Annotated in this window: 24 protein-coding genes; 16 read left to right on the forward strand and 8 right to left on the reverse strand. The window is 61.7% G+C overall.

Annotated features, from left to right (window positions below):
- Positions 1 to 278: 278 nt before the first annotated feature.
- The 9 genes from BMZ02_RS12760 (at position 279) to BMZ02_RS12800 (ending at position 11024) form a co-directional block, all read left to right on the forward strand.
- Positions 279 to 989 carry a PEP-CTERM sorting domain-containing protein gene (locus BMZ02_RS12760; RefSeq protein ID WP_091644498.1) on the forward strand — a complete coding sequence of 237 codons (711 nt, stop codon included), beginning with the start codon at positions 279 to 281 and terminating at the stop codon, positions 987 to 989.
- Positions 990 to 1248: 259 nt separating this feature from the next.
- Complete coding sequence (locus BMZ02_RS12765; protein WP_091644501.1) at positions 1249 to 2304, forward strand: sulfotransferase family protein; 1056 nt, start codon at positions 1249 to 1251, stop codon at positions 2302 to 2304.
- A gap of 65 nt (positions 2305 to 2369) precedes the next feature.
- Positions 2370 to 3344, forward strand: coding sequence for a glycosyltransferase family 2 protein (locus BMZ02_RS12770; protein WP_091644503.1), 975 nt, complete (start codon positions 2370 to 2372; stop codon positions 3342 to 3344).
- 62 nt (positions 3345 to 3406) lie between these two features.
- Complete coding sequence (locus tag BMZ02_RS12775; protein ID WP_091644506.1) at positions 3407 to 4909, forward strand: lipopolysaccharide biosynthesis protein; 1503 nt, start codon at positions 3407 to 3409, stop codon at positions 4907 to 4909.
- On the forward strand, positions 4902 to 5771 hold the full coding sequence (locus BMZ02_RS12780) for a hypothetical protein (protein WP_091644508.1): 870 nt from the start codon (positions 4902 to 4904) through the stop codon (positions 5769 to 5771). Before BMZ02_RS12775 ends, BMZ02_RS12780 begins: the two co-directional genes overlap by 8 nt.
- Before the next feature lie 29 nt (positions 5772 to 5800).
- On the forward strand, positions 5801 to 7534 hold the full coding sequence (locus BMZ02_RS12785; RefSeq protein WP_091644511.1) for an asparagine synthase-related protein: 1734 nt from the start codon (positions 5801 to 5803) through the stop codon (positions 7532 to 7534).
- 56 nt (positions 7535 to 7590) lie between these two features.
- On the forward strand, positions 7591 to 8835 hold the full coding sequence (locus tag BMZ02_RS12790; RefSeq protein ID WP_091644514.1) for a purple acid phosphatase family protein: 1245 nt from the start codon (positions 7591 to 7593) through the stop codon (positions 8833 to 8835).
- Between the two features lie 537 nt (positions 8836 to 9372).
- Positions 9373 to 9828, forward strand: coding sequence for a hypothetical protein (locus BMZ02_RS12795; protein WP_091644517.1), 456 nt, complete (start codon positions 9373 to 9375; stop codon positions 9826 to 9828).
- Between the two features lie 200 nt (positions 9829 to 10028).
- Positions 10029 to 11024, forward strand: coding sequence for a sugar-transfer associated ATP-grasp domain-containing protein (locus BMZ02_RS12800; RefSeq protein WP_171909919.1), 996 nt, complete (start codon positions 10029 to 10031; stop codon positions 11022 to 11024).
- A 102-nt stretch (positions 11025 to 11126) separates the two neighbouring features.
- On the opposite strand, the gene BMZ02_RS12805 is transcribed toward BMZ02_RS12800, so the two are convergent.
- Positions 11127 to 11897, reverse strand: a complete 771-nt coding sequence (locus BMZ02_RS12805; RefSeq protein ID WP_091644524.1) for a 7-cyano-7-deazaguanine synthase — start codon at positions 11895 to 11897, stop codon at positions 11127 to 11129.
- Positions 11898 to 12148: 251 nt separating this feature from the next.
- On the opposite strand from BMZ02_RS12805, the gene BMZ02_RS18840 reads away from it, so the two are divergent.
- Together BMZ02_RS18840 and BMZ02_RS12810 are read left to right on the forward strand one after the other, a co-directional pair.
- On the forward strand, positions 12149 to 12898 hold the full coding sequence (locus tag BMZ02_RS18840) for a hypothetical protein (protein ID WP_139209208.1): 750 nt from the start codon (positions 12149 to 12151) through the stop codon (positions 12896 to 12898).
- Between the two features lie 126 nt (positions 12899 to 13024).
- Positions 13025 to 14095, forward strand: coding sequence for a hypothetical protein (locus tag BMZ02_RS12810; RefSeq protein ID WP_139209209.1), 1071 nt, complete (start codon positions 13025 to 13027; stop codon positions 14093 to 14095).
- Between the two features lie 67 nt (positions 14096 to 14162).
- Here the strand turns inward: BMZ02_RS12810 and BMZ02_RS12815 are convergent, their stop codons facing one another.
- From BMZ02_RS12815 to BMZ02_RS12835, 5 genes are all read right to left on the reverse strand, one after another.
- Positions 14163 to 15017, reverse strand: a complete 855-nt coding sequence (locus BMZ02_RS12815; protein ID WP_171909920.1) for an ATP-grasp domain-containing protein — start codon at positions 15015 to 15017, stop codon at positions 14163 to 14165.
- 235 nt (positions 15018 to 15252) lie between these two features.
- Positions 15253 to 16359: a sugar-transfer associated ATP-grasp domain-containing protein gene (locus tag BMZ02_RS12820; protein ID WP_091644532.1), complete on the reverse strand. Its 1107-nt coding sequence runs from the start codon at positions 16357 to 16359 to the stop codon at positions 15253 to 15255.
- Between the two features lie 39 nt (positions 16360 to 16398).
- A complete protein-coding gene (locus BMZ02_RS12825) occupies positions 16399 to 17784 on the reverse strand; it encodes a putative O-glycosylation ligase, exosortase A system-associated (protein ID WP_091644535.1) in 1386 nt (461 codons plus the stop codon).
- A gap of 130 nt (positions 17785 to 17914) precedes the next feature.
- Positions 17915 to 19009 (reverse strand): GNAT family N-acetyltransferase, encoded by a 1095-nt coding sequence (locus BMZ02_RS12830; protein ID WP_091644538.1) that lies wholly within the window; start codon positions 19007 to 19009, stop codon positions 17915 to 17917.
- Positions 19010 to 19026: 17 nt separating this feature from the next.
- On the reverse strand, positions 19027 to 20019 hold the full coding sequence (locus BMZ02_RS12835) for a polysaccharide deacetylase family protein (protein ID WP_425425085.1): 993 nt from the start codon (positions 20017 to 20019) through the stop codon (positions 19027 to 19029).
- An 86-nt stretch (positions 20020 to 20105) separates the two neighbouring features.
- Here BMZ02_RS12835 and BMZ02_RS12840 point away from each other — a divergent pair, with 86 nt between their 5' ends.
- Positions 20106 to 20843 (forward strand): YdcF family protein, encoded by a 738-nt coding sequence (locus tag BMZ02_RS12840; RefSeq protein WP_091644542.1) that lies wholly within the window; start codon positions 20106 to 20108, stop codon positions 20841 to 20843.
- Positions 20844 to 21161: 318 nt separating this feature from the next.
- Here the strand turns inward: BMZ02_RS12840 and BMZ02_RS12845 are convergent, their stop codons facing one another.
- Entirely contained in the window at positions 21162 to 21818 is a 657-nt protein-coding gene (locus tag BMZ02_RS12845; protein ID WP_091644545.1) for an outer membrane protein, read from the reverse strand.
- Between the two features lie 208 nt (positions 21819 to 22026).
- Here BMZ02_RS12845 and BMZ02_RS12850 point away from each other — a divergent pair, with 208 nt between their 5' ends.
- Both BMZ02_RS12850 and BMZ02_RS12855 read left to right on the forward strand, forming a co-directional pair.
- Positions 22027 to 22362 carry a PEP-CTERM sorting domain-containing protein gene (locus BMZ02_RS12850; RefSeq protein ID WP_171909921.1) on the forward strand — a complete coding sequence of 112 codons (336 nt, stop codon included), beginning with the start codon at positions 22027 to 22029 and terminating at the stop codon, positions 22360 to 22362.
- A gap of 154 nt (positions 22363 to 22516) precedes the next feature.
- Complete coding sequence (locus tag BMZ02_RS12855) at positions 22517 to 23602, forward strand: GNAT family N-acetyltransferase (protein WP_091644551.1); 1086 nt, start codon at positions 22517 to 22519, stop codon at positions 23600 to 23602.
- Positions 23603 to 23622: 20 nt separating this feature from the next.
- On the opposite strand, the gene BMZ02_RS12860 is transcribed toward BMZ02_RS12855, so the two are convergent.
- Positions 23623 to 24318: a GNAT family N-acetyltransferase gene (locus BMZ02_RS12860; protein ID WP_091644554.1), complete on the reverse strand. Its 696-nt coding sequence runs from the start codon at positions 24316 to 24318 to the stop codon at positions 23623 to 23625.
- Between the two features lie 137 nt (positions 24319 to 24455).
- Here BMZ02_RS12860 and BMZ02_RS12865 point away from each other — a divergent pair, with 137 nt between their 5' ends.
- On the forward strand, positions 24456 to 25196 hold the full coding sequence (locus BMZ02_RS12865) for a class I SAM-dependent methyltransferase (RefSeq protein ID WP_091644557.1): 741 nt from the start codon (positions 24456 to 24458) through the stop codon (positions 25194 to 25196).
- 447 nt (positions 25197 to 25643) lie between these two features.
- Complete coding sequence (locus tag BMZ02_RS12870; protein ID WP_245754037.1) at positions 25644 to 26168, forward strand: hypothetical protein; 525 nt, start codon at positions 25644 to 25646, stop codon at positions 26166 to 26168.
- The last annotated feature ends 7 nt before the right edge of the window (positions 26169 to 26175 follow it).

The following is a 26175-nucleotide window of genomic DNA, read 5'->3' on the forward strand; positions in this document are numbered from 1 at the left end:
GCGACATTGCCAGCCGGATTCAGGAATGTAAAGTTTCCGAACAGGTTCGTGTCCCGAAAGATACCTCACCCATCAAGGCCTGCAGCACAGATGTCAGCCTGTTTTACATGTCGCGCTTCCGTGACATCCGGGCGCGGAAAAGCGACATGCCCCGTTTCCTTATTCGGTTTTCGAAAATCACCATGGGCAGTCACTTATGGTTTCGGCTGGACTTCCTGGCACACGGGTTGCAGTGCATGCACTGAATCCACAGAAGCAGAATTGTTAAGGTGCGCGGTATGAACCAGAACACTCCCAGGAAGATCTCCGCTGCCGCGTCGGCGGCACTTGGGCTTTCCTTCGCCGCGATGGTGGGTACTGCCGGGGCAAGTCAGTTAGAGCTCGGGTTTGCAACGGAATTTGGCGTTGAGAGCGGGACTGTGTCTCACCAGGCGTTTGATTCCGTTGCTTTTCAGCCGAACGAGAGTCCCGTGAACATCTCCGGAAACCTTGGTTTCTCCAACCATTTCAATGGCGCAATCCTCATCGGACTCATGCCCGCCGGCTCCCACGAGCAGTCGACACTCGGGCAGATGGATGATGATGGTAACCCCGGGCAGGTTGGAGCGTTCGGGTACTTTGGCGGCCAGAGTGACCGTAGCACTCGCATTACACCGTCCGATGGCTGGAATGACCTGGCGCAGGATCCTTCGTTCACGGGTGAGGCTACAGACTACGCTTTCGACCTTCAGGTGGATGGGAGTTCCATTTCCATGAGCCTGGGTGATGGCCTGTTCGAGGATGATCTGGACTACAGTGATGACTTCTCGGATGGCGCCTATCTGACCATCTCCGCTTATGCGGAAGAGGGGGGGGTCTCCGGGTTTACCGAAGGGGTTGCGACTCAGGATCTCGACAATGGTGAAGTGCCGGTGCCTGGCGCCCTGGCCCTGTTCGGTGCCGGTCTGCTCGGCCTTGGTGTGATCGTGCGGCGTCGCAACGCGGTCTAACGCCTCAGTGAGGTTTCAGAAAAGCCCTGCTCTCAAGCAGGGCTTTTTTCGTTGCCCGGCCCTGGTGGGGTGCTGACGTCTGTGGCCGGAGACGGTTTGCAGTCAGGCAATGGTGCTGGTGTCGCGAAACTTTACAGGTCGTTGGCTGAGCAGCAATAAAGCTCGTCACGGCGGAGGCGGGCGATTATCATAACCATGAATCGTCCTCTGCGATTGTCCGGCCAGGAGCGTGGATCGTGTCAGGGATTGCCAACGCGTCATGAATGGATCCACCGTCAATGAACGGCCGGAGTACGCCCGTCACCCTGGTCACGCCACTCCGCAGCACAGCGAATCCGGTGCCGAACCGGGCTCCCGGCTCGTGGCCCTGCTCGGGATGCCGCGGTCGGGTACCACCTGGGTGGCGAAGCTCATGGATAGCCATCCCGACGTTGCTTACCGCCACGAGCCGGAGAGTGGCGGGCGTCTCGCACACCTGCCGCAGTTGATGGAGCAGGATGCGCCGGGCGCGCAGGTGGACGCGCTGCGTCGCTTCGGCGAGTCGCTGTGGAACTGCCGCGATCCCCGCGTCTGTGGCAAGACGCCGCTGTTTCGCAAGCACCACCTGGGTGGTGTTCGCCATCTGGCGCTGTCACTTGGCGTGCTGGCAAGCAAGGCGCCGATGCGTGCCGTGCGGCGCATGCCGCTTCCGTACTTTCCGGATTACTCTGTGGGCAGTCCCGTGCTGGTCTGGAAGTCCGTGGTCTCCAGCGCACGGTTGCCGGCGTTGCTCCAGGCCCTGCCCGAGGCCCGCCCGGTATTGCTATTGCGCCACCCCTGCGGCCAGGTCGGGTCGGTGCTGCGGGGTGAGAACGCGCAGTATTTCGGCGGCGGCTACCAGCCCAGTGAAGATGACGGCGTCTTTGAAGCAATGATGGGCGGCACTGTTGCCACCGAGCACGGTCTGTCCATGGAGTACGTCAGGGGGCTCGGGGCTGCGGAGCGCCTGGCGTGGCTCTGGGTGTTGTTCAATGAGACGGCATATCGCGCCGCCGTGCAGGACCCCCGCTGCCTGGTGGTGCGTTACGAGGATGTCTGCGCGGAGCCCGAAGCGAAGGCCGAGGAGTTGCTGAGCTGGTGCGGTCTGTCCATGCACGCACAGAGTCGGGCGTTTGTGCGCGAAAGTACCGGTGGTGATGCCTCGGGGTACTATGGCGTCTACCGTGATCCGCTGAAGGCGGCCGAGAAGTGGCGCGAGGAGCTCCCGGCGGAGACGGTGGATACTGTCCGGGATATCGTGCAGCGCGCCCGGGTCGGGAGCCTGTACGACTTCTGAGTGCGCCCCGGAACTCGTTCCTGGCCTGTGGCGCTGGCTCGCCGGGCCGTAGTTGGAGTCAATGGATGCGTGTCTCCGTTGTAATTCCCGTGTTCAACGGGATGCCGCATATTCCGGAAGCGATCGACAGCGTGCTGCGGCAACGCCACGACGACCTGGAAGTGCTTGTGATTGACGACGGATCGAATGATGGCACCCGAAAGGCGGTCAGTGCCTACGGTGCGCCCGTGGTCTTGCTGTCGACGGATGCGCCCCGCAGCGGCCCGGCCGCGGCACGCAACGTCGGTCTGCGGGCGGCTACCGGTGACCTGATTGCGTTCCTGGACGCCGACGACGTCTGGCTCGGTAACAAGCTTGCAGAGCAGGTGGCGTACATGTCGGGCCACCCCGAGGTCGGGTTGGTCTCGACCAACAGCCGCTACTGGCGTCCGCGTCCGGACGGCACCTATCCGTCACCGGATGAGGCGGCAGCATGGGCGGACGCCTCGGCAGTGAGCGGCGACGGCGGCCTCTCCGGCTGGCTCTATTACGAGATTCTGCTCAAGCCGTCCACGGTGTGGACCAGTACGGTGCTCATGCACCGCTGGTTACTGGACAAAGTGGGACTGTTCAACGAATCGTTGCGACTTGGGCAGGATTACGACTATTGGCTGCGGGCGTCCCGGCACACCCCCATCCATCGGTTGCCCGGCTGCCATGCGCTGTATCGCCAGCATGAGGATAATTCCACCGGCCGGCCGCGACCGGTCAATTTCGAGCTGCAGATATTCGACTCGGCCATGCGCCGTTGGGGGCGCCTTGGCCCGGACGGGCGCAGCGTGCCCCGCAACGCGGTGCGGGAGCGGTATCACCGGCTGAACTTCCGCATGGGATATCACCATTACTGGCGGGGAGACCCCGGTGTCGCCATGCGCTCGTTTGCAGCCGCGTTGCGCTGGCGGCCCCATGCGCCGAAGACGTGGGCCTACCTCATGGCGTCGTCCGCCAAGCGCATCAAGCGGGGCGGTGCGTCAGCGGGGCTGGAAACCCGGGCCGAGTAGCCCCGGGCGGGTGCGAGAACAAGACGACACAGGGCTTCGCGTTGTCATCACTAGCGCAAAAAATGACCAGCGGTGCGTTCTGGATGGTGCTCGTGCGCTTCCTCGAACGCAACGTCGGCCTGATCAGCACGCTGATTCTTGCCAGGCTCCTGGTACCGGAGGACTTCGGCCTGGTCGCCATGGCCATGGTCTTCTTTCAGTTTCTCAAGCTCTTCGCCCAGTTCGGGCTGCAGAATGCGCTGATCCGTTTTCAGGACGCCGACCGCTCCTACTACGACACCGCCTGGACACTGATCCTGCTGATGAAATCCGGTGTTGCGCTGGCACTGGTGCTGAGTGCGCCGTTCATAGCGGCGTTCTTCGACGAGCCCCGCGTGCAGCCCATCATCTACGTGCTCGCGGGCATGGCGCTGATCGAGGGCACCAAGAACGTCGCCATCGTCGATCTGATGAAGAAGTTCCAGTTTCGGCGTTATTTCGCCTACTCATTGAGCAAGAAAGTTGCCGCCTTCACTGTCACGGTCAGCGTTGCCCTGATCTACCAGAATTACTGGGCGCTGGTGGCGGGCAATGTCGCCGGCGCGGTGGCCGGGTTCATCCTCAGTTACACCATGGTGGCCTACCGCCCATGGTTCTCCCTGGAGCGAACAGGCAAGATCTTCCGCTTCTCGTCGTGGCTGTTCGTGAACAACGTCGCCCAGTTCATTCGTGACCGCGGCACCGACCTGATCATCGGGCGCATGGCCGGAGCAGCCCCCATGGGGACCTACCGCGTTGCTTTCGAGATCTCCAACCTGCCCACGTCCGAGATCTATGCGCCCCTCATGCGCGCCTTCTTCCCCGGCTTCGCCAGCATTGCCCACGACCGCGAGCGCCTCCGCCGGGTGTACCTGGACTCCCAGGCCGTGATCGCGACGCTCACCGTGCCGGCCGGCATTGGCATCGTGATACTGGCTGAGCCGGTGGTCTGGACGCTGCTTGGCGCCAACTGGCTGGTGGCCATCCCGCTGATTCAGGTGCTCGGACTCTATGGCGTGGGGCAGGTGCTCCACGGCAACCGCGCGGGGCTGTTCATGGCGTTGGGGCAGCCGCACTGGATCAGCCTGATCACAGCCATCGATGCCGCGGTGACGCTGCCCTTGATGGCGTGGCTGCTTGCGGCCGGGTACGGCATCGAAGTGGCCGTCTGGGCCAAGATTGTCGGGTCGCTGGTGGCGGCCCCGTTGGGCATTGCGTTGGTGCTGAGCCGGCTCGGGATCAGCCTGTGGACGTTTGCCGCCATCTTCGTGCGCCCCGCACTGGCGACCGCTGCCATGGCCGCACTGCTGCTGTGGGCGTTTGGTGCTCATCGCAGCGCGGACGGGGCCGTTGATGCGCTCACATCCCTGGCCGTGGCGGTGCCCGCGGGTGCAGTCGCCTACGGTCTGACCGTGCTGGCGCTATGGCTGTTGAGTGGCCGACCTGCTGGTGCCGAGACGCGCATCCTCGGGATGGTGGGGCCCGCCGCCAGAAAACTGCTTGCCGGGGGCACATCCCGAGCATCAAAGGTGGCAGAACGTGACTGAAGACAACTACACCGAGGAACAACGGCAGACGCTTCGCGAGGCCAAGGGCAACTGGGACGTGTTTCCCGTGAGCCGGATCGTCGAGATGGAAACCCGCGCCCGGGCATGGCGTGATGCGCTGCAGGACGTATCCAGGCCGTGGCTGTGCTGGAACGTGGATCCGGACTGGTGCCGTGTACAGCAGCGCCTGGTCAAGGCCGTGGGCTGGACCCCCGTGGTGAGCGGTGATCCGCGCTCCGGTGAGCCGCCACTGGAAGAGGGCGCCGTGCGGGTCGATTTCAACGCGGGATTCGACTATCCCATCATGCACTTCCTGTTTCCCGTGGAGTTCGCCCACCTGTTCACCGAGCGGCTGGCATTCTGGCACTCGGATCTGTTGATTCGCAGGCCGGTCATGGAGGACCTGGCACGCCGGTTCGAGGCGCTGCCCGACGGGCACGTCAGCGCCGTGGATGCGCGCCGCCCCTGGTACAAGCGCTGGTACGGGAAGCGCGACCGGTTCTGGGAGCTGGTGGCCTGCACCACGGCGGGTGCGAGCCGCAGCCAGTTCCAGCGTGGCGCCGGGTGGTGGCGGAACGTCTGGCGCCATCCGAACTGCCCCGAATCCCTGCGCACGAAGCTTCAGCGCCGGTACGACTACGACCACGGCGCAGGCGTTCTGGCGTGGCACGAGGTGCACGGGGGGCCGGTGCACCCGATCGATCTGGAACTGGTCAGGGAGGGCCACTGCACGCGCATCGGCCGCCCCGACTACGTGCCCCAGTCGCCCCAGGATGACCGCCGCGACCTGAGCAAGGACCTGTCCTACAACTACGATCTGGAACAAGTCTGCGAGGAGCTCGAGTTGAAGGAGTTTCTCTAGAGTGAAGCGCGTCCGGGGAGGAGCACGCCATGTCTGACGCCATACTGGTCTCCGGCCCCCTGAGACCGGCCGTGCCGGAGGGCTGGTCGGCAACCGAGCTGGCGCCCGGGCGGTATCTGCTGGTGCGCACCGGATTGCCCGTTCAGCCCCGCGTCTACCGTGGTGTGACCAAGACCGTGGTGGTCCTGGGTGAGCCCCATATCAATCCTGCCGCCGAGGCGCTGCTCCGCTCCGATGCGTTTCCGGGCACCACGGCCGGGGCGCTTGGGGAGTGGAGCGAGGGGTATACCGGGCACTTCGCCGTACTCGCGATTCACCACGACAGCGGCGCGGTGGTCTACGTCACCGACCTCATGGAGGCCATTCCCGTTTACCGCGCGGAGCTGGGGGAGAGCGTCGTCGTCGGCACGCACGTGGACGCCGTGGCCCAGGTCGCCGGTCGGGATTCGGTGGACCCGGCATCGGTGCTGGATTTCCTGATTTCCGGGACCATCGCGCCGCCGGCCACCTGGTTCCAGGGCGTTGCGGTGGCCGCCGCGGCTGCCGTGGCGGTCGCCGAACCGGGCTCCCATTGGCGCGAGCAGCTCTACTGGACGCCGGACGAGGCCGCCCGGGCGCCGTTCGCCTCGTTGGCCGAGGCAGCCGAAGCCCTGGCAGCCCTCATGGACGACAACGTCCGCCTGGCGCTGGATGGTCGCGAGCGCGCGGGTGCCCTGGTCAGCGGCGGCGAGGACTCCCGGGTGATCGTCGGTTTGGCGAAACGCCACCGGGAGCAGCTCGACGGCGTGACCTTTCTCGAGCGCATGAACCGTGAGGGCCGGCTCGCACGCTCGGCCATGAAAGCCCTCGGCTGCTCGGTCCGCCTGTGCCCCCGTGAGCGCGATTACTATCTTCGCCACCTTCCCCTGCGGCGTGCGCTGGTCGGGTCAGGGCTGGACGTCCGCCACACTCATGCCGTCAACCTGCTGCCCACCGGAGAGTGGGACGTGGTCCTGGGCGGACTTTTCGCCGACACCCTGTTCAAGGCGGACAAGGCGCGCTACGAACCGGCCCGGCACGTCCGCAATGTCCGGGTCTCGAAGAATCGCCTGTCGCCGGACCAGGGGTTTGGCTGGCCGAGATCAGCGGCACCGGAACTGTTCAAGCCAGAGCTGTTCGATGAGGTGGAGAGTCGCCGGCGACGTCATTTCGACGCGTTGCAGCAGCACCGGCCCGGCAGCGCCTACGGGTGGCGCACGGTCTGGCCTGCCGGGGCGTGCCATGGTTCCCTGCCACACTTTGCCGCCTGTCGCCGCCTGGTGAACATGCAGGAGCCGTTTGCTTACAACAACACCGTGGCTTTCGCTGCATCGTTGCCTGATGCCATGAAGCTGGAAGGCGAGCTCTACCGTCGCGCGTTTACCCGCGCCATGGGCCTCTCCGGGTGGATCCCGAGAATTTCGGGGCGTGTGCCCCGACTCGGTTTCTACCCGAATATCGTCTGCACCGTCGGCTTCGCTGCCTGGGCCAAGACCGTCGATCGCCTCAAGGGTGGTGACGGCGCCTGGGAGGGGCCATGGCCCAGTTTCAGCTACCTCATGAACAATGTGCTTGACCGCGCGTCGTTGTCCATGGACCAGGGGGCGTTCGGCGCGGCTATCCCGGGCGTGTTCCGGGAACAGCCGGACGTGGATGCGCTCCTGTCCGATCGCCGCATGGACAACTTCGCCAAGCACCGGCTGCTGCAGTTGATTGCCGCTCCCGATTCTTCCGGGATTGGCTAGACTTCAGTCAGTGTGAGCAGTGCGGGCGGCCACAGTGCCGGGGAGGAGCAGTCGTGATGAGGCGTTGTGTCCGCGGGGGCGTGATGGCCGCACTGCTTGCCGCGGTGCTGTTGCCGGTTTCAGTGGTTGCCGATACCGAGCCGCCGGCGCTGTTCCTTACCTGGCAGACCGATCCAACCACCACCATGGTGATCGACTGGCATACCGAACCAGGAGATGACCCTGGCAAGCTCAGGTATCGGCCCGCGGAATCCGGCGACTGGCGCAGCGATGTGCCTGAGCGCCACGCGTTTCCCTTCTCCGAGCGCACCATTCAGCGAGTGGCGCTGGATGGGTTGGAGCCAGGTACCGAGTATGTTTTCCAGGTTGGCGATTTCTCGCGGGAGTACCGTTTCAGAACGCTCCTCGAGCGCCTCGATGGCTCAATGACCTTCGCCACCGGTGGCGATACTCGCCACACTCAGGAGATGATGGAGCGTACCAATCGAGTGGTCATGGAGCATGACCCCGAGTTCATCGTCTGGGGCGGTGACCTGGCGTATGCCGATGGTCGCTCCCGCAATGCGTACCGCTGGTACAGCTGGTTCGACGCCATCCGCAATACCCTGATCACCGACGATGGCCGCGTAGTCCCCATCGTGGTCGCCATTGGCAATCACGAAATGCGAAGCCACGAGGGCGGCTTGTTCTGGTACGACTTTGATGGTTACGAGCAGACAGACGACTGGCGCGCGCGTTATGCCCCGTATTTCTTCGGGCTGTTCGCGTTTCCGGGGCAGCCGGGATACGGCGTGCTCGATATCGGAGACCACACCAGCCTCGTGATACTGGACTCAAACCATGCCAACCCCGTCACCGGTGACCAGCGGGACTGGCTGGAGGCTACACTCGATGAACGAGAGGGGCGCGCCCACGTGATCCCGTTCTATCATGTCCCCGCGTACCCGTCAGTGCGCCGTTACAACCAACGGACCAGCCGTGAGATTCGTGAGCAATGGGTCACTCTGTTTGACGAGTACCGGATCGAGATCGCTTTCGAAAACCACGATCACGCCTATAAACGCACCCCGCCCATGCGTGCCAGCGACTACCATCCGCGGGGAGCCATCTATTTCGGTGATGGCGCCTGGGGTGTGGAGACGCGCGAAGTCCATGACCCCGACCGTGTGCGCCACCTGTTCGACGCTCGCGCCGAACGCCACGCCATCATCGTCACCCTCGAGGATGAGCAGCGCCACATCGCCGTGTATTCGGAACACGGTGAGCTGATCGACGAGCTGAGGCAGGAGCTCATCAGGTAGAGGGTCTGTGATCGAAAATCGTAGCCCCGCTCTCCGCTGTGCACAACGAATCGATCTGCAATCCTTCTTCTTGTCGACTATGCTCTCCCTATTACCGTTTTTTTACGCTTTTAAGTCGTTTCATCAGAAGGGTGTGTCATGCCGGCAGCCGGGGACCGAATAATCAGTTGCGCGTTTCGCCGGAGTGCTTTCGCAAGGTCTTGGGGTGTGAGCTACTGATGAATCACTATAATCTCATCAAACATCTTAAAGAGGTTTTTTGGGACCTGAATCGCAAAACGAAACGGCAGCGGCTCTCTGTAACCTACGGCCTTAAGGGGGGTTTTCTCGTCCAATGGTTCCCGAGCAGCGTCGTTGCCCGCACCTACAGTCAGGCCGCGAAAATGGGTGGCGCCAGACGCAATTCGGTGGGTTGGGGATAGTAGGGAGTGGCCGCGGGCCGGGCTGAACTGGACTATCGGCGGTGACTGGGATAAGGAGCTGATTCAGGTTAGACCTTCGATATTCGACTCGTGCCCGGAGACGACCAAGAAGTGGATGATTCACGAGACCGTAAGAGGCCTGTTTATTGATGGTTTGGAGTATCAGGAAACGCCGCAGTATCGCTGGATGATGGAGCGTGTGCTTAGTGCACCACCTGAGCCCAACTGGGGGTGTGGGTCGACCGAGGAAGTGCACGACTACTTTGAGGTCCTGATCGCCACATTTCAGTCGATGAAGACCAAAGGCTACCTAGACCAATCCCAGCTTCATGGTAAGGACGTAAAAAAAGCCGATGACGAAATCCCGGTGTACGTAACCCGAAGTGGTGAGCTCTGCCAAGGGAATGCTGGTAACCACAGAATTAAAATGGCTGAGATATTAGGGGTGGAGAGAGTTCCGGTTATTTTCTGGGGGATTCACACCGTGTGGGTGGAAAAGCTATCCAACCGCTTTGATATGCCGCCCCGGGAGTCTGTGTTGTTTTGGGTTCAGGGTTCTGACTTTGATTGATCATGATGGTTCTCTGGTGAGTGGTCTTGATTGGTCAGAGGGGTGGCAGGGGGTCTGGTTTTCTGTGAGAGGTTGACCAGCTGACTTGGTGGGTCATTTTCGATAACAAACACAACTGGATGAGGGGTGTGATGAGAGAAAGAGCGGATGAGGTCGTTCGTTATGTCAGGAATTGGAGAAAGGCGCGGTCGGAATATGAAATGGTGATTGAAAACAATAAGGAGTGTCATCCAACAACAAGGAAAGAACGCGAAGATGTCCGTGCCTACGCTAAGGACGTACTAGGCTCGTTGAGGTATACGCCTTGGCTTTACGTTTTTACAGCGTATCGTGGCGAGTTCAAGGAGGGTTGGATTCCTCCGGACTTTTATCGTGAGACCCTGCCCCTGATAAATACCGGATATCGCCAGGTGGCGAACGCGAAAACACTTAGCTCTCGGGTGCTTAGTACTTCTGCAATTCCGGACGAGGTCTACCTTTTGGGTGGGCGGTGGTTTGATAAGACGCTTCAGGAGTTGGGTCGAGCGGATGTGGAAGACAAGCTCTTGAATTCGGGGGGTAAGTATTTTGTTAAAATGGAAGAGTCAAGCGGTGGAAAGAATGTTTTTCTTTTTGACCCAATGAAGATGACTGTCGCGGGTTTGGAGGGGGTTGGGAACTTTGTTGTTCAGAGGGGTGTAGATCAGCACCAGTTCTTTGACCAATTCTCTCCCGGTTCTCTCGGAACAATCAGGATTCTGACGGGGATTCCTAGAGCTTCTAAGCCGAGGTGTCTGGAGGTCCATCTCAGGGTTGGGAGAGAGGGTCATCAAATCTACACGGCGGCAGGTGGAATCATGATACCTGTTGATAAGGATACGGGTGTTTTAGGAGAGTACGCATCTGACCGTTACTGGAAATTTTGCACTCGGCACCCTGATACCGGAGCGTCTTTCTTTGGGAAAAAAATACCGAATCTCGAGAATGCCGTGTCGCTCTGCGAAGAGCTTCACAACAAGGTGTCGCAGTTCGCGATAATTGGATGGGATGTGGCAATCGACAGGGATGGAGAAACGAAGGTTCTGGAGTGGAACGCTCGAGATCCGGGGATAAAGTTCTGTGAGCCTGCCCTGGGGCCGTGCTTTCGAGAGATGGATCTTCCAGGAATTCTTAAGTCCGCACGAGGAGGTGTCGGTTCCCAAAGAAAAGCTAGCTGAGGACTACTGAAAGGGCGGGCGTCTGGAATACGCAACTTTTCTGGTGCGCGCCGTCGATGAGAGTAGTGGGAACCCATCCAGTGTCGGGTGGCGCTGGCAATATTATCCGAACGTCCGCCTTAGTTTTTTCCTGATGGCCCAGAACAATCGGCGAGGCGTTCGGGTGCGGTAGCGCAGTCTGGTTTTCAGCGGTACGCGGTAACCCATGCCGCCGCGGATGCTAACGATGCATGGGGTACAGGTACCGCACTGAGACCCATCCTTCAACGGGGAGTGGCAGAACCACGTCTCCTCCATAAGCGGCAAGAATCCGTGCTCCGCGGCTTGTGTGTGCATTTCCCGTTTTGAGACGTCGATGATGGGGAAAGTGAATCTGGAAAATACCGTATGCTCTGGAGTCCCCTGGTGTTTCCCGGAGATTCGGTAGCTGGCTCCGAAGGGGGTTTCGAATGGTTCCAGCATCCCGTCCAAGATGACGCTGAGGCTATCGTACTTCTGAGCGGTTAGCTCTATGCCATCCAGCCCCTGTTGCTGGATATACGACGACAGTGGGTAATATTGCCACCCGCTGTGTCGTCGGCGTCGAATGTCAGCCAAGGCGTCGTGGATCTCCGGATTGTTCCGCATTGCTCCCATGTCGTGGACTTCCAGCTCCGCAATCCTGCCTGGGAATCGGGACTCGTCGGCGTTGACGGCGTCCCGGATGCGGCGCATCACCTCAAGCTCCCGCTCAACGGACTTTCGCCCAGGATCGTATAGATAGTGAGGTTGAACCGTTACCGAGTAGCTCCTGGTGAGGCTAAGTACCCTGTACGTCGAGTCCCACCCACCCGTCCATAGAACCATTGGTTTGATCTGACGGTTGTCGAGCATCCGTTGTCTCTCACTGATTTTACTTCGGGGGCGCGCCTGAACTGGTACTAGTGTTACTTCAGTATAGGTGGATTACTGGATTAAGCGGTGTGAGAGGGAAAGTTGCTTTCGAACGACATGAAGCTTCGATATGTCTCGTTCTTTAGACATGGCGAGCCCCTTCGGGCCGCATTACAATACTGTTACAGCTTGCGTCGTCTCTTGCCTGCAGGCTGTTTCAGCACTTTGAAGTAGTCCGTGGTGTTTGGTGAATGGAAAGGGCTCCGTTTTTGGTTGTCGAGTTCATGGGGATTCCGGGGTCTGGAAAGTCAACTATTGCCTGCGCTCTCTACAAGAGCTTGCGGTCTTCGGGCTACGACATCGACATGCCCAGGAAGTCGGACTATAGAAGACCCCGTAAGAGTTTCCTCTACTTTTTGAGAATGGATCTTCTTTCACTGTTTTACTTTTTTCCGTACAGAGTAAGAAGAATCTACGAGCGGTGGGTCGCCACCGGGTCGTTGCGGTGGTCTCTGAAAAAGGGCTTCACCCGCTCCAGGTATCCGGCCTATCTGGTTGATTACATTAGAAGGAATGGTAGGAAGGTATTCATACTTGAAGAATGGTGTCAACACCAGACGTCGGAGGAAGCTGTTTGCAGCTTCGACGAGCTCGCACTGGAAAGATACTGTGCGAAGCTTTCTGATATAGATATTCCTTCAATTGATGTCGTTTATGTTTTAGTGGAGACAGAAATAGGAAAGGCAAGGGTGAGGATTGAAGGCGAAGGGGGTTGTGAGAGGGAGGGGTTTGTAGATAGGTTTGGTGGTGATTCAGAGGAGTTGTTAAGACGATGGAAAAACGCGTTAGAAGCTTCCGTTTTCCAAATTGAAAAGTCTGGAAAATCTGTTGTCTATGTGTGCGGTTCAGGTGATGTGTCTGAGTCGGTCAGAAAAATTAGAGAGAATATTGATAGGGGTGTTCATCTTTTAGGGCGTGGTGGGAGTCGTCGTGCCTCTTGAGCGAAAAAGGAGGGCAACCTTGTTCGCCCGAACTTGTGTGAAGCGGCACCCATAGGTCATGTTGAGTGTTTCGTGATTATGTAGGAGGATAACAGCATAAGAAGAGATAGGGGTGCGGGGCTGTTGATGTCAACGTTCCATTTCATTGGCGGGGACAGGAAAGCTCGAGAACTGGTTCGCGCGATACGACAGCGCGGTGGACAGGCTGCAGAGTTGAAGCTCTATCCGTTTACGGCCTGGTTTCATTTCATGAGGCCGGGGGGCGCCTCCGGCGGTGATGTGGCCGTCATCAGGTACTTGAATGATCATCCCTCATTAGTTGTCAGCCTTCTGAAACCTGTTGGCGACATTCTGACCGTTACGGTCTTTAAGTTGAGACGTGTTCGGGTGTTTTGGTTATGTCACAACCTGGATCGGGAAACGGAGAAGTATTGGCCTTTGGTGAGCCGGTTCCGGAGGCGAATATGGGAGCGTGTGAGCGAGAGGATTCTTGTAACGGACCCGTTGCTCATGGATGCGGCCAACACGGTATTTTACAGAGTCAGGCACAAGGTGGCTCCAATTACACTCGGCCTTCTTCCCAAGGATAAACGTTTTAACCGAAAAGAGGCTGAGCGAGAAGCACGGGAGTTTCTCCGCAGTGGCGGCGTTACCGAGGATGGTCGAAGACGCACTCTCAATATCCTCTGTGCAGGGGTTTCTGGTAAGAAGTATCTCCACTTCGATCTCCTTCCCCAGCTCGAGCGGGGGTTGAGAGAGGCTGGATGGGAGCCGCGAATCCTTGTCGTGACCCGCTTTCAGAAAGGGGGTGTATGGTCCAGAGGGAAGGATTATTCCGGGTTCATTGAGTGGTGTGATCGTGCCGAGTCAGTACTGTTGTTGCGTGATTATATTGATATCGATGAACAGGAGTGGGCGGATGATATCGATCTCGTCTGGCGTTCGATGTCGGATTGGTCGTTTGCGTTTACGCTGCTTAACGCGTCTGCTGCCGGCATTCCCATTCTAAGCTACCAGAGTGGGGCCATGGGGTTGATTGTCGAGAAGGCTGGTCTCGGGGCGTCGATCTCTTGGGACTTTTGTGATCTCGACGAGAAAGTAAAGGCCGCTTTGGCTGTTCCAGAAACAAATTTCCAGGTGTTTCTCGAGAAGAGGTCGTGGGATAACGCTGCGCGTGTACTGATGAGCTTTTCCTGAACTGCTGGAAAGATGTCTATTAGCAGGTCGTATAGTTCGGTGTTGGCGCCGGGCGAGGGTTGAGGCCTCAGAGTGGAGCGGTCTCGATGCCGTCGATATAGTCGTCTACGAGCATCGTCTCGACTGATACAGGTGACTGGTCGATTCTCTTGAGGTGTTGATCGCCCGGCGCGTTTACGTCTTTTTTCCAGTATGCCGGAGCCTCGTTGAGAGCCCAGCTCGCGTAGGTCACTGTCAGCTCGATGACCAGAGGGGTGTGGTCCGTGTCAACGACGAAATCGAGGGCGATGGTCTGTGAGTCGAGGGCTTCGCTCAGTTCGAACGCGATGGACAGCATTCGTGGGTCGATCGAATCCGACGCCCAGTCGATCAGGCCGCTCCCGCTGGCGCGGAAATCATTCTCACGCACGCGCCTGCGGAATGCGAAGGCGCGGTCTCTTATCACGGCAACACGGGTGTCGTGCGTATTCTCCGGGATGAATTCCTGAATGAGGGCGTAACCGTAATGGAAGTAGTCACGGCGATCGGGCAGATCCGGATTGATGCCTTTCAATGCAGAGAGGGAACGTCGCAATCGGCGAAGCGCTTCGTGGTGCGGTTTGTCCGTCTGCCTTGGGAGACGGTGAAGACCTCTTCGGAACACGGCCTTGAGTACCGACTCGGCATGCTGCTGGTCCCGGAGCAGCATGACGTTACGGCTTTGCACCCCTGACGTCAGCTTGAGCACCTTGGGGTAATCGGTGGAGCGGGCGAAGGCAAGAGCGGATGCTTCGTCGTAAAAGACCCACGTTTCGGGGTGAGGGATGTCGAGCGCCCGGAACATCTCCGTCTGAGCGATCTTGTCTTCGAAATGCCAACGGGTGTTCCAGGACGGAAAGACAGGGAGGCGTAGCCCGTGTTCAATCGCGTGGAGGATCGGCATGGCACGTTCCCGATCCGCACGGGATGGCCGTGGTCTCCACATAAAGCCGTCACAGCGGCGTAGTTCGGTGTAGAAGTCTCTGCTGGCCACGTCGACCGTCACTGGTTCGTGGCCCCGTTCCTGAATGCGGTGTTTCCAGACATCAGAGTATGACTGAATCCTGCCGTTAGCGTGCACGACATGATCAGGCTGGATAGCTATGCGCAGTGGCATCTGGCGTTCCCTGCTCGAAAGACTAATGAGTTCCCGTCACCTTTGGTGACCGAGCGGAGTTCTCGAAGTGTCCGGACCGCACCCGTTTCGCGTCCGAAATTACATGGTGGTGCTCGAAGAAACGCGCTACACGACGGTCAAGCAGTGCCGGCTCATGCGCCTGCATGAGATTGGGATTCGCAATGCTTGCGCAGCCTTCCAGAATCTTGGGGCCCTGTTCAGTAATGAGCACATCCCATCCACACATGCGCAGGCCGGGGATCGCTTCGCTGAACGTGGTGATCAAGTCGCAGGTTTCTTTCCAGTAGGGCACCTGTGTCCCGGCGATCGGGGCGCCGGAGTCCGGGTGGTGGTCCAGGGCGGCTCGGCAATCCGTCTGGGCGTTATGTTTCGCCGTCGACAGGACGCCCGTATCAAGGTCAACGGCCGCGGACAGGCCGCCGCGCTTGAAGTTGTCAAGGGGCGCGGTCTTGTCGGTGCCGATGCGCTGGGCGGCGGCTGCAACGAAGAATCGGCCAGTGTCCACGTCTTTCAGTGCCAGCACCTTGATGGTATTGCTGCTGTGCCGGTAGATAGCGCTGGCGTATGCGTGCTGGGCGAGTGCCGCCTCGACGAGGAATACCCGCTCCTTCGCGATATCCCTCGGAATCTGCGCGGGGGTGTCGACGCGCTGTACGCCGGCGCCACCCCGGCCGCTGATCGGTTTCATGTACACCGGGCCCGCCTCCACGGCCGCTTCCAGAGAGTCGTAGTCAGCCAGTGCGGTGAACTCCGGGCCGTCCAGGAAACCGATGGCGGTGGGCAGATGCGCATTGAGTCCGAGAGCCTTCATCAAGGCGTGGAAGTTGATCTTGTTGGCGACGAAGTGCTTGACCTCTTCCGGGTTGATCTGGCGAAACCGGTGCTCGATTTCCCAGTCGCTCAGAAAACAGTCCAGTGGATATTGGTGCAGCGGGTAAAGGCGCGCACGCTGCGAGAAGAACCCCTTGAGCAGCAGCGATGGATGCTGAAACGGGCGCGGATGTGAGCGTTCCCACTCCATCCACAGGAACTCCGTCCATTTTTGCCCCAGCGTCGCCCGGCTGACTGCGGAGATCCCGCTCTTCGTGATTGCTTTGACGCTAGCCATGATCGCGATGTCCCTCCGCAGGGTGATGGAGCCGAAGTCTCAGGCTGTACCGCTGGGTGCCGTATCCGTTGGTCGTCTCCGGTGTGGCACGGTTACCTGCTGCGGGACGGCGGCTTTGGCTCTCGCAGCCTGAATGTCATCCAGTTCCCGCCGCATGATGACCGCGGCGGCGCCCATGGCGAAGAACAGGTCGAAATAGCCGAGGCTCAGGAATGCGCCGGAGATCAGGTAACCGATCAATCCCAGTAACAGCGCAGTGGCCCATTCGCTGATCCAGTAGGTTTCCGGTCGCAGTCGTCCCTGGCGGCGTAGTCGCAGCATTGTGAAAATGGAGAAGAGAATGAAACTCAGCCACAGGAACAGCCCGACAAAGCCCAGTTCGCCGAGCACCTGGAAATAGATGCTGTGAGCCGCGCGCGAGCTGCCCTGCGGGTCAGGTTCATTGCTATAGCTCTGCCAGAGCTGCGGGTCCAGGCGCTGGGTTCCGAACCCCGTGCCCATCAGCGGGTTCTCGACGGCGATGTTCCATGACACTTCCCATGCTTCGAACCGACCCTGGGCGGAGGCGTCCTCGTCGTAGTTCACCAGGCTTTCGTACTGATTGATCATGCGATCCGGGGCCGCGACGCCGACGACGCCGATCATGAGGAACGCGATGGTGACCATGGTGAGCTTGCGCTTCATGCCCAGGAACAGCAGGGGGAATATGATCGCGAGCCCGACCCACGCGCCGCGGGAGTGCGTGCCGATGATGGAGGCGATCTGCAGCCAGAATACGCCGTACAGGCCCAGGCCGATGACGTGGTGCCACTTGTCGTAGAGCGCGAGCTTGAAGGGGAGTTCGAACTCGCCGCGGTGCACTTGCCTCGCCAGCACGAGCACCAGCGGCAACGTCATTACCATGGCCAGCCCGATGTCGGTGTTACCGCCGATGAACGTCCCCTGGGGGCCGATCACCATCCCGCCAAAGCCGTTCGACAGGGAGTGAATGCCACCTTTCATGCCGTAATAGGCGATGGAGAGCGTGATGATTGCCATCATCGCCATGGTCCGCTGTTTGCCCCAGATCAGCATCATGGTGACGAAGGTCATGAGCACGATCTTGATCCGCTGTTCCCAGAGGCTGAATGCATCACTGGGCAGCCATGCGAAGTAGGTGGTAATCGTAAAATGCAGGGTGAACAGTGCGAGGACCACGGTCTCCCGGGTGAGGGGGGGCGCGCGGCGATCCCTGGTAATGACCAGGGCCGCCAGCGTCGCGATACCGACCCCCATCGCCACGGGCATGGTCTGGAGGAAGTTCCAGGCCAGCCGGTGCGGGTTCATCAGGCCGACCCAGTACCACATGATAATGCCGAACCAGGGCCGATAGAGGATCAGCGGGATCGAACCGAAAATGATGATGAAAAAGAAGATGTCACGCATGGTTCGATCCAGTCGGCGTCAATGAGCCCTCATGGCCTGGTGCTGACCCTTTATTGTCTCCAAGGTGGATCAGTGATGCCCTTGAACGGTCCGTTACCGAAGACGATATATCACTTGTCTGTGAAGTGCATCACAAAATGCTGTTTTTCTGCTCCGGGTTCGCCCTGTTCAGTTGGCGGAGCCACTGCTTCAGCGGGCTCCCCCAGACGTGGGCGGCGCCCATTGTTGCCCCCCGGATGCTCCGGGGGTTGAATGCGGCGACGCCCATGCGCAGACGCCGCTGCGGCAGCCAGCGCCGCTTGTACGGGTCGTCGCCGCAGCCGAAATCGATCTCGGCGACGCCGTCGTTGTCCAGCACGTGCCTCAGCATGTGGAAGGTCAGCGCCGTGCCGGGAGACAGGCGCTTGTGCGCCTCGTCGTGTGCGACCTTGAAAATCGTGCAACGGGCACCGCCCACCAGCCAGAGCTGGGCCGCGACGGGCTGATCGCGATAAGTCAGCACGCCAAGCCGCAACGCCCCCGCTGCCGCAGCATTCCGCATGAGCTCGGGCATGAACTGCGGGAACCGCTCCGGCTCTTTCCAGCTCGATGCATAAACGGTCTCGTAGGCGCTGATGCCCCATTCCACGCCGGCCGGTTCGGTAATCAGGTGAAACGTGGGGGCGTCGTCGCGGCACGCTCTGTTCCAGATCTGCCGCAGACTCTTCGAGACATCGCGCACGTAGGTCTCGAACGAGAGACCGCGCACGTCCTCGTACCAGTTGCCGAAATGCCGGAAGGGCTGGGTCCACAGGCCGGCGCTGCGAAAGGCTTGCAGCAGGTCGTCGTAAACGGCTTCGTCGGCGGGAAGGGCGCCAATGCGGAGGTAATCCCAGCGCGGACGCTCTGCGGCGATAGCATGACCGATTGCGGTCAGGCCCGCGGCAATGTCGGTCGCCCCGGCGTCTGCCACCGGCGCAAAGCGCGTGGTAAAGGCGTTGCTGCAGCTATCCAGCTCGCGCAGCGGACGTTGCTCGTCGGGCGTGCGTAGTGGCAGGGCAACCGTGGGCTGTCCGTCGGTTTCCGCGACGTAGATGCGCAGTGCCTGATCGGGGGCCGTGGCGTGATCGATGAAGGTCTGGTACCAGGTGAGGCTGCTGAAGAAGTCGTCCCGGCCTGCGTTCTCGAACAGGGTGCGATGGCTCTGCGGAAGCGCATCCAGATGATCGAAGATCCTCACGTCCATGGTGGCTGGGCTTCCTGTCAGTGCCCCATCGCTGGCGCGGTGTTGAAAGGCTGCAGTGTGTTGCGTGCAAGGCGCACCAGGTACCGCGCCCGGCTCTGGTCCCAGGGCGTGAACCGCGGCAGCTCGTAAGGGCTTGCGCCACGTGGCGCCGCTCCCCAGCTGGTGGAGACGGCGACGGAGAAGCCTGCCTCCCGCACCATGGCGGTATGGGTGCTGGTGTAATCCACGCCGGGTTTGCCGTTGGGGTAGGCAAACAGGCTCACGCGCTCCCCGAGCAGCGCTTCCAGGCGCTCGCGGCTGCCGCCAATCTCGTCTCTGGCCTGTCGATCCGTGACGCGGCTGAGGATGGGGTGTGTCACGGTGTGGGCGCCGATGCCCATGCCGGCCCGGCGCATCGCGAGGAGTTGGTCGCTGGTCATCATCGGGCTGCCGAGCCCCGCCGGCAGGCCCGTGCGCTCGGCGATGGCGTCGGCGGCGTCGGCCCTGCGCTCGGGCTCCATGTACTTGAGCCCTCGCATGATATTGCCAAAGGCGCGCGCTCTCGAGAGCGGCGTGTCCTTCAGTGTGAACAGCCCCAGCTCAAGGTCGGTGAGGTCCAGTTCCCCGTTCGGTGCATGCCGAAGGCTCTCACGAACCGTGTCGTTGAACATCCAGCCGCCGTCCAGGTAGCCGGATGCGATGAAGAACGTGGCGTGCAGCCCGTGTCGGCGCAGAATGGGCAGGGCGACGTCGTGGTTGTCCGCGTAACCGTCGTCAAACGTGATGGCAACGGCGCGGGCGGGCAGTGTGCCCGTGCTCAGGCGCTCCACCGCCTCGTCGAGAGGCAACACGTTGGCGTTCTCGGCCAGCAGGCGCATCTGCCAGTCGAACGATGCTGCCGTGGCTTCGTCGCCCTGCATCGGGTCCGCTTCGGCGAGGACCCGGTGGAAGATCAGGATGGTCAGTTTCGCGCGGCTGCCGCGCGGCGAAAGGCCGGAGAAGAGCAGACGGCTGGACTGGACAAGCATCATGACCTCTCCGCGCATGCCGGTTGTTGGTCCGGGGTGCGGAACCGACTAAAGTGCCCCCTGGCATTGACCGAAGCAGGCAGACACGCATGTGGTGGAGTTTCCTTGAGCGCCTGATATTCCCGCCCACCGGGCCGATTCTGCTGGGGCTGTTCGGTCTCTTGCTGTGGCACCGCCGCCGGGGCCGGGTTCTGGTGGCATTGGCCCTGGTGGTGCTGTACGCCCTCAGCACGCCCCTCGGCAGCTCGCTCCTTGTCGCGCCGCTCGAACGGGCGGAGCCGCTGGACCTTGACGGGGCCGACGCGCCGCGGTCCGGGGTGATCGTCGTGCTTGCCGGCGGGCAGATTCCCCGAGCCCCGGAGTACCAGGGCGATACCATCAACCTCTGGAGCCTCGAGCGTGCACGTTATGCTGCGCGGGTGCATCGCGCACTGGGCCTGCCACTCCTCGTGACCGGCGGCCCGGGCGAGGCGGAGGCGCTGGCGGGCGTGCTGCAAGACGAATTCGGCGTGCCCGTGGAGTGGGTGGACAACACCAGCCGTAACACTCAGGAGAACGCGTTCCGCACCGTGGAGCTGCTGGCGGATGAGCTGCCGACGGAGATCGTGCTGGTGACCAAGGCCCTGCACCTGCCGCGCGCCACGGCGGCATTCCAGCGCGCGGGGGTGGAGGGTGTTACCCGTGCCCCGACGGGCTATTTCCACAGGCCCGATCCGGGAAGGCGCTTTGACGGTTGGGACTTGGTGCCCGATATCCATGGCATGACGCGCAGCTACATGGCCCTGCACGAGTACGTGGGCCGTGTCTGGTACTGGATCCGGTACTGAGCCCGCCCCTGGCCCCGTGAGGGAGTAGCGGCCACGACTCGAATGAGCCGGTCCGCCGGCGCCGCCGCGTTGCCATTCGCTCGGCATTGTCTGTGCTCCACCTGGTTGTTTCTTGTTCTGGCACTCCGTCAACGAGACAGGCCTGTTTCCTGTCGCGTCACCGCGATACATGATTTTCTTGCAAGAGTGTTGCCACGGAGCGTCGGCCCCGTTCAGCGTCATGGTTCGTGGCGCGCTGCCCCGCCTGCCCGACGTGCCGGCATCCCGCATGCCGGCACATGTGTAAAGTATTTCGTCACCGCGCCGTCGACTTCGGAATCAGAAGAAGAACTGCGCCCCCACTGTCAGCACCTGGATATCGTCACGGCCGGTGGAGCTGTCCCCTACATCGTTGAAGTAAAGGTACTGGGCCCGTAAGGACCACTCCCGGGACAGCCGGTACTGGGTGCCGAGGCTGGCGTTCATGACCACATCGGTGGAGCTGTAACGCTCAACTGCCCCCCCGTTGCTGCTACTGCTGCCGGGTTTGAACTCCCGTCGAAGCCGTGTGTCCATCTGCGCGGCGCCGAGGCCCACGTCGACTGACCAGCTCTCGGTGAGGGGCCATCTTGCGATCCCCCTGGCGCCGAAACCGGAGAAGTCGATCACGCTCTCAAGGGCGTCGTTGTTGTCTGCCGAGAACGTGGCGTCGTACTCCCCGAGATCGAAGTAGTTCAGTTCGATGGCAACGTAAGGCCCGATATGCCAGCCGATCCCGAGGATGTACGCGAAGCTTGTGTTCTTGGTACTGGTGGAGCCTGAGATATCGTCATCGTCCGCGATCCGGTCAAGGTCGCGTTCCGCATCACCCAGGTCCACATAGCCCATCCCCGCATCGGCAACGAAGTAGGGTCGAACGTCATCCGTTGTAAGCGCCGCCGCCTGACCGAGTGGCAAAATGACCAGTAGGGGGGCGAGAAGCAGTGTGCGCAGCATGTGACTCTCCCTGTGCCTTGCCGGCACCCCGTTCGGCGCCTGCAGAATACGAGACTACCGCGGATCAGGATCGTGCGGACATGTCAGCAAGTTTTACACACGATGAGGCGGTGTTCCCGATTTCCGGCACAACGCGCGGATATCAAAGGAGTGGCCCGTTACTTGCTTCATGACTGGTAGACTCAGTTGCGACAATGGGAGTGCCGCAATGCAGAAGTTCAAACAGTTGGGAATCGGTGTACTGCTTTCGGCTGCGCTCGTGCTGGCGCCGCTCACGGCATCCGGGAACTTCATGTCCATGAGCGATGAAGACATGGAGCGTTATCAGAACATGTTCCGCACGAACGCCGTCGATAACGGTGGCGACAATACGCCGATCGACGATGATCTCGACAATGGCGGCGGGTCGGGGGGCGACGACGGTAACGTCAGCAACCCTGGTGGCGACAACCCCAATCAGGTTCCCGAGCCCGGGATGCTTGCCCTGTTCGGCATCGGCGCGCTCGGGCTTGCGCTGATGGTGCGCCGGCGCACGCAGCAGTAACCTAGCTTCTGACATCCCCTGCACGGACGCGGTGGTACTTCTGGCAGTGTTCATCCCTGACCCTGTGGTTCGCCCACAGGGTTTTTTTTGCCCACGCTGTCCGTGGGCGTGCTGATACAGTCTGTCGTGGTGGCATCAGGAGCAGGAGAGCCCGTTGGAGGTCTACGCCGAGACACTTGAGGATGCGCGTGAGCGCTGGTTTGCGCTGGAGCACCGGATCGGGCCGCCACCGTTTCTGGGGCTGGCCTGGCAGGAGGCCGTCCGTCAAGTCACGCCTGCCGACGCGGCGCCGGTGGTGCTGTCGGTCTGTGATCGCGGACGGGATCTTGCCATGGCATCCGTCGGGCGCGGGGTAACGCGGCGCGCCAGGGTGATCCGGTCGCGTGTTCTCTGGCTGAACGAGACGGGAGACCCGGAGCTGGACCGGATGCTTGTGGAGCACAACGGCCTTCTCGGCGATGCCGCCCTGGAGGGAGGGGCGCTCCAGGCCATGCTCGCCCACTGTATTACCCGTGCCGGGCGCTGGGACGAGTTCTCCCTCGGGTGGATCGACGCTCACCACTGGAGCGCCCTGGCGCCTGCCATCGAGAGCCTGCCCCTCCGCCCGGTGGTCCGGCAGCGTGTTCCCTACTACTACGTTGATCTGGACGGGCTTGATGGGCTGGATGATTACCTGGCGCGCCTGAGCAGCAATACACGTCAACAGGTCCGCCGTGCCCTGCGTGCATACGGTGGTGCGGAGGCCTTGCGCTACACCGTGGCCGACGGTGTCGATCAGACCATGGCCTGGTTTGACGAGCTGGTCGCCCGACATCAGGCCGAATGGCAGCGTCGCGGGCGTCCCGGCGCCTTTGCGAGTCGCCGGGTGCGGGCATTCCACCACGCATTTCTACCGGCCGCGGCGGCTACGGGGCAGGCGGAGATCGCGCGTATCGAGGCGGATGGCGAGCTGGTCGGATTTCTTTACAACCTCTCCGACGGCCAGACCGTGTTCAACTACCAGAGCGGCCTGGTCTACGACGCTGACAGCAAGCGCAAGCCAGGGATCGTGGCCCACGCACTGGCAGTGGCGGATGCCATCCGGCGCGGACGAGGCCGATACGATCTGCTCATGGGGGCAAGCCAGTACAAGCGCAGCCTGTCCACCGACGGGGGGGAGATGGTCTGGGTCATGCTGCAGCGCCCGCGGCTTCGGTTCCTGCTGGAGCGGGTGTTGCGCAGGCTGCGGGATGGTCGGTAATCGCGGGGTCCCGCCGGCATTCAGGCGCCGGGCAGTGGCACGTCCGGTGCGTCGCCGCGAGCGCGGATCGTGCTGAGGTAGGGGCGACGGTTGGAGAGGAGGATCTCCAGGGAGCCCAGTTCCACGAACACCTGGCTGCCGAGGATCGTCGCGCCCATGCGCTGGTGCGCCCGCAATGAACGTCCGTTATAGGCAGAGATCCGGCTGTAGGTGTGGGTGATGCCGCGGTGGCGCAGGTAGTCGTTGGCGGCCTGCCACAGCCGCATGAACGTCATGCCGCCGCGCTCCCGTGGCTGGATGTAGATATCCACGTCCAGCACGCTGCGACCATCCTCGGGCGGGATCAGGCGGCAGCGGTGGGTGGTTTCCGTGTACGGGGCCCACAGCAGCCAGATGAAGCCGAGCGGGGCCGCCTCGTCGCCGCGGAACGCGGCCAGGCAGACACCGGCGCTCTCGAACCGGGTGCGGATCTCCTCCGGGGAGCGGTCCTGCAGGCCGAGCGCGGGGTCGTCGGCCAGCAGCTGGCGGACCTGGATGCGGCCGGTGTGCCGTGCCACGGTGCCGGTCTGAGGAATGGGCTGCGCGATCAGGTAGTAACGGGCGATACCCAGGCGCGGATGGAGTTTCCGCAGTGCGCCGTTCATGGCCGCAAGAAGGGCATTGCCAATGCCCAGCTCGCGCTTCAAAGCCGTGAAATTGGTGTATACGCTACTCAAACTGTGGGAACGTCCTGTCCGGGCCGCCATTGAATTTGTCATGAGTATCTGGCGTCCGCTGGCCCGCCTGATAACTGCACTAACAGTAGCATGGCGTGGCGATATTGTGAGGCCGGGCGACCGGCGAGGGGGAGGGCTTGAGTCGATCGGAGTTCGAACAGCGCTGGCGCCGGCGGTTCACGGAGCGGGGGGCGACCCTGGATGACGACGCCGGTATCGCTGGCTGGACGCCGACAGGTCTCGAAACCCGGGTGCGGCAGTTCCGCACGCTGTGGGACGCGGAGCGCCGGCCTGCCGGTGTCTGGCTGGATATCGGCTGCGGTGCAGGCACGTATACCCGGCTGCTGCATGAGCAGGGGCACCGCGTGGTCGGCATGGATTACGCCGTGACCTCGCTGCACAAGGCGAAGGCGCGCAGTGACGGTGACCCGGGCGGGCTCGACTGGGTCTCTGCGGACATCCTGCAGCTGCCCGTTGCTGACGGGCAGGCGGATGGTGTGCTCTGTTTCGGTGTGATGCAGGCGCTGTCTGCGCCGGATCAGGCCCTGGCGGAGCTGTCGCGGGTGCTGAAGCCGGGCGGAGAGCTGTGGGTCGACGGCCTCAACGCGCACTGCGCGCCGACGCTGGTCTCCGAGTGGCGCCGACGCCGGCATCGCCGCCCGGCCCACCTGCGCTACGATGCGCCCGCTGCGTTTCGCAGCGCTGCAGAGCGGGCCGGGCTGGGCACCATCCGCATGCACTGGCTGCCCATCGCGCCGGGGCGCCTGCGGCGGCTGCAGGGCGTGCTGGAGAGTCCGGCCGTGCGTGCCACGCTGCAGGGGGTCGGTCCGCTGGGTGCGCTCATGAGCCATTCCTTCATCCTGCGTGCCCGTCGATGAGGCTGCGTCTGGGAATCCGCCCTCCAGGGTGTACACTTGGAGCTGCGGCGACCGGTTGATGCAGGGCAGTGTCAGCGGGGTTTACAGTCGGGCGGGCCGGTCGGACGAAGTCGCCTCCTCTATGTGCGCTAACGCCCCGACATTCGCCATGTTCTTGTGTTAGGCGCCAGGAAGGCGCAATCTTTGCATTGTGAATTCCCGGACAACCAGGCCGGCGTGTCGAACCTTCGTGGCGGCATGCCGGGAGTGCCGGAGCGTCGCTTCGTTGGCGGGGACGGATCGGCAACGCGTGCAGGAATGAGCTCACCAGGGTGGGATATGGATCAGGACAAACGGTCGATCGAACAACAACAAGGGGCGGGCGCCCCCGCGTCTGCCAAATCGGGTGACCCGAAGAGCTGGTCCCGTCGCAGGTTCGGGGTTGGTGCCGTATCGGCTTCAGTGATCATGAGTCTGCATGCCCAGCCCCTCAAGGCCGCTGCCAACTGCACCCCCTCCGGCTGGGTGTCCGGGAACACCTCGCTGCACCAGGAGCTGGAAGAGTGCGGTGGCAGGACGCCAGGGTACTGGCAGAACGACAACCACCCCCACCACCCCCAGGGCTGGCGTGAGACGTACTACGAAGCGCTGAACTCCAACCACGGGTTCCCGGGCCTGAATGGCCTCACCGGCTCCGGAACCAACGGTGAGGCAACACTGCTAGATGCGGTCAGCGGCCCCGGACGGCAGGATCTCGGCATGGGCGACAGCACGCTGCGGCAGGTGGTCCGCTTTGGTACGGCGGCGTTGCTGAATGCGCGCTACCCCTCCGTCTCCCCGGGATACCCGTTGTCGGAGTCGGAAGTGGTGGATATCGTCACCCAGACGCTCATGGCGGGTGAGTACGTGACCAGTTCCGGGGATGTGCTGGACGAGGAGCAGGTGCACCGCTTCCTCGCAAACACCATGGACAGCCCGAGCTGGGGGCCGTAAGCCCCCG

Origin of the sequence: Aquisalimonas asiatica (genome assembly GCF_900110585.1) — a bacterium.
Classification (GTDB): domain Bacteria; phylum Pseudomonadota; class Gammaproteobacteria; order Nitrococcales; family Aquisalimonadaceae; genus Aquisalimonas; species Aquisalimonas asiatica.

What these genes read in the sequence shown, in the direction of transcription:
- BMZ02_RS12835 (WP_425425085.1), bottom strand. Translation starts at nt 20,019, where the DNA reads ATGATGCTTGTCCAGTCCAGCCGTCTGCTCTTCTCCGGCCTTTCGCCG.
- BMZ02_RS12825 (WP_091644535.1), bottom strand. Translation starts at nt 17,784, where the DNA reads ATGCGTGACATCTTCTTTTTCATCATCATTTTCGGTTCGATCCCGCTG.
- BMZ02_RS12815 (WP_171909920.1), bottom strand. Translation starts at nt 15,017, where the DNA reads ATGCCGATCCTCCACGCGATTGAACACGGGCTACGCCTCCCTGTCTTT.
- BMZ02_RS12795 (WP_091644517.1), top strand. Translation starts at nt 9,373, where the DNA reads ATGATTCACGAGACCGTAAGAGGCCTGTTTATTGATGGTTTGGAGTAT.
- BMZ02_RS12765 (WP_091644501.1), top strand. Translation starts at nt 1,249, where the DNA reads ATGAATGGATCCACCGTCAATGAACGGCCGGAGTACGCCCGTCACCCT.
- BMZ02_RS12840 (WP_091644542.1), top strand. Translation starts at nt 20,106, where the DNA reads ATGTGGTGGAGTTTCCTTGAGCGCCTGATATTCCCGCCCACCGGGCCG.
- BMZ02_RS18840 (WP_139209208.1), top strand. Translation starts at nt 12,149, where the DNA reads ATGGAAAGGGCTCCGTTTTTGGTTGTCGAGTTCATGGGGATTCCGGGG.
- BMZ02_RS12770 (WP_091644503.1), top strand. Translation starts at nt 2,370, where the DNA reads ATGCGTGTCTCCGTTGTAATTCCCGTGTTCAACGGGATGCCGCATATT.
- BMZ02_RS12810 (WP_139209209.1), top strand. Translation starts at nt 13,025, where the DNA reads ATGTCAACGTTCCATTTCATTGGCGGGGACAGGAAAGCTCGAGAACTG.
- BMZ02_RS12850 (WP_171909921.1), top strand. Translation starts at nt 22,027, where the DNA reads ATGCAGAAGTTCAAACAGTTGGGAATCGGTGTACTGCTTTCGGCTGCG.
- BMZ02_RS12820 (WP_091644532.1), bottom strand. Translation starts at nt 16,359, where the DNA reads ATGGCTAGCGTCAAAGCAATCACGAAGAGCGGGATCTCCGCAGTCAGC.
- BMZ02_RS12790 (WP_091644514.1), top strand. Translation starts at nt 7,591, where the DNA reads ATGAGGCGTTGTGTCCGCGGGGGCGTGATGGCCGCACTGCTTGCCGCG.
- BMZ02_RS12800 (WP_171909919.1), top strand. Translation starts at nt 10,029, where the DNA reads ATGGTGATTGAAAACAATAAGGAGTGTCATCCAACAACAAGGAAAGAA.
- BMZ02_RS12870 (WP_245754037.1), top strand. Translation starts at nt 25,644, where the DNA reads ATGAGTCTGCATGCCCAGCCCCTCAAGGCCGCTGCCAACTGCACCCCC.
- BMZ02_RS12845 (WP_091644545.1), bottom strand. Translation starts at nt 21,818, where the DNA reads ATGCTGCGCACACTGCTTCTCGCCCCCCTACTGGTCATTTTGCCACTC.
- BMZ02_RS12830 (WP_091644538.1), bottom strand. Translation starts at nt 19,009, where the DNA reads ATGGACGTGAGGATCTTCGATCATCTGGATGCGCTTCCGCAGAGCCAT.
- BMZ02_RS12805 (WP_091644524.1), bottom strand. Translation starts at nt 11,897, where the DNA reads ATGCTCGACAACCGTCAGATCAAACCAATGGTTCTATGGACGGGTGGG.
- BMZ02_RS12785 (WP_091644511.1), top strand. Translation starts at nt 5,801, where the DNA reads ATGTCTGACGCCATACTGGTCTCCGGCCCCCTGAGACCGGCCGTGCCG.
- BMZ02_RS12760 (WP_091644498.1), top strand. Translation starts at nt 279, where the DNA reads ATGAACCAGAACACTCCCAGGAAGATCTCCGCTGCCGCGTCGGCGGCA.
- BMZ02_RS12775 (WP_091644506.1), top strand. Translation starts at nt 3,407, where the DNA reads ATGACCAGCGGTGCGTTCTGGATGGTGCTCGTGCGCTTCCTCGAACGC.